The sequence below is a fragment of the Acidovorax sp. KPB24-03 genome, assembly GCF_057546605.1.
On sequence record NZ_BAAJYR010000594.1, the window covers coordinates 1 to 1,658 of the forward strand.

The following is a 1,658-nucleotide window of genomic DNA, read 5'->3' on the forward strand; positions in this document are numbered from 1 at the left end:
TTCAGGAGCGGGCGAGCAGCTGTGGCTGCATGCGCAAAAGGACCAGCTCACCGAAGTGGAGAACGACGAGGACAAGTGGGTCGGCCGCGACCGGCGCAAGACCATCGACCGGGACGAGACCAACGTCATCCACCGCGACCGCACCGAGACCGTGGACCGCGATGAAAAAGGATCACCGTGCACAACAACCGGCACCGAGCGGGTGGACCACGACGAAAAGATCAGCATCGGCGACAACCGAAGCGAAGACGTCGGCATCGACGAGACGGTGAGCATCGGCAAGAACCGCAGCAAGACCATCGGCAAGAACGAGAAAGACCAGATCGGCAGCAACTGGACCATCCAGGTCGGGAAGATGAAAACCGAGACCGTGGGCATGGTGGCCCTGCAGAACGTCGGCATGGCCAAGATGATGAACATCGGCATGGCCTACAGCGTGAACGTTGGCATGGTGCGCAACGACCTGGTGGGCATGCACTGGAGCCGCAGCGTGGGCAAGGACGACAGCGTGAGCGTGGGCGGGGACCGCAGCGCGCAGGTGACGGGTGGCGACAGCCTGCAGGTGGGCAAGGCGCTGGCTGTGAAGGCGCAGCAGATCACGCTGGAGGCGGACCAGGAGATCACCCTGCGCTGCGGGGCGAGCACCGTGCGGCTCACGCCGGCGCTGATCGAAGTGCTGTCCAGCCTGGACAAGCTCAACTGCTGAGGCGGGCCGGCGGGGACTGCCCTGCAGGGCCTTCGCGCGCTGGCGCGGCCCCAAACCTGATGCGATGGCCAGAGCCCCGAGGCGATTGGCGCAAAGACCTTACCTCTCCCCTTGCCTGAACCTGGCAAACGATCCCAAGAAAGAGCGACAGCATGAGTGGCAAACCAGCGGCACGGCAAAGCGACATGACCCAAAAGGGCGGGCCGATCGTTCAGGGCTCGGCCACCGTGCTGATCGGCTCGGCGGGGGGCGTGGCGTGCTCCGTGTGCCCGGGCGGCATGGCGGTGGGCAGCCCCGTCAACCCGGCGCTGGGGGCCAAGGTGCTGATGGGCGGGGACGAGCTGGACTTCAGCCTGCCCGGGCCGATGCCGCTCGTGTGGCAGCGCCAGTACAGCAGCTACGTGAACGAAGAGCACGGGGCGGCCTGCGGGCTGCTGGGCTACGGCTGGAAGCTGCCCATGGAGATCGCCGTGCGGCTGGAGGCAGGGCGCACCGTGCTGCTGGACACCGGGGGGAGGGCCATCACCTTCGGCGAGCCGCTGGCGCCCGGCGAAGCGCTGTACAGCGCCAGCGAAGACCTGTGGCTGATGCGCGGTGGTGGCAGCGGTGGTGGTGGTGGCGGTGCGGGTGGTCGTCCAGTCAGCCCCGAGGCGCTTCCATCGCGCATCCCTAGCGAGCTGCAGCCCTGGGCCTGGCAGCCGCGCTGGGCCCACGTGCCCCAAGAGGCCCGGGCCGACGCGCGGTGCGTGATCGCCGCCTCGGGCAACGGAACCACCGCGTGGCTGCTGTGGCCGGGGGAGGACGGGCACCACCGCGTGGGCCGGGTGCTGGACCGCTTCGGGCGCAGCCAGCACTACGGATACGACGAGCACGGGCGGCTGGCCGGCATCACCGACGGCAGCGGGCGGCGCTATGCACTGCACTACAACCGGGAGCGGGACCGGGACCGGGA

At 68.6% G+C, this 1,658-nt stretch carries 2 protein-coding genes; both read left to right on the forward strand.

The window, feature by feature from the left end; genetic code table 11:
- A partial coding sequence (locus tag AC27KI_RS24315; protein ID WP_487116309.1) for a bacteriophage T4 gp5 trimerisation domain-containing protein occupies positions 1-706 on the forward strand: 706 nt, incomplete at its 5' end.
- Positions 707-858: 152 nt separating this feature from the next.
- Positions 859-1,658, forward strand: an 800-nt coding sequence (locus tag AC27KI_RS24320; RefSeq protein ID WP_487116311.1) for a DUF6531 domain-containing protein, incomplete at its 3' end; no start/stop codon positions are given.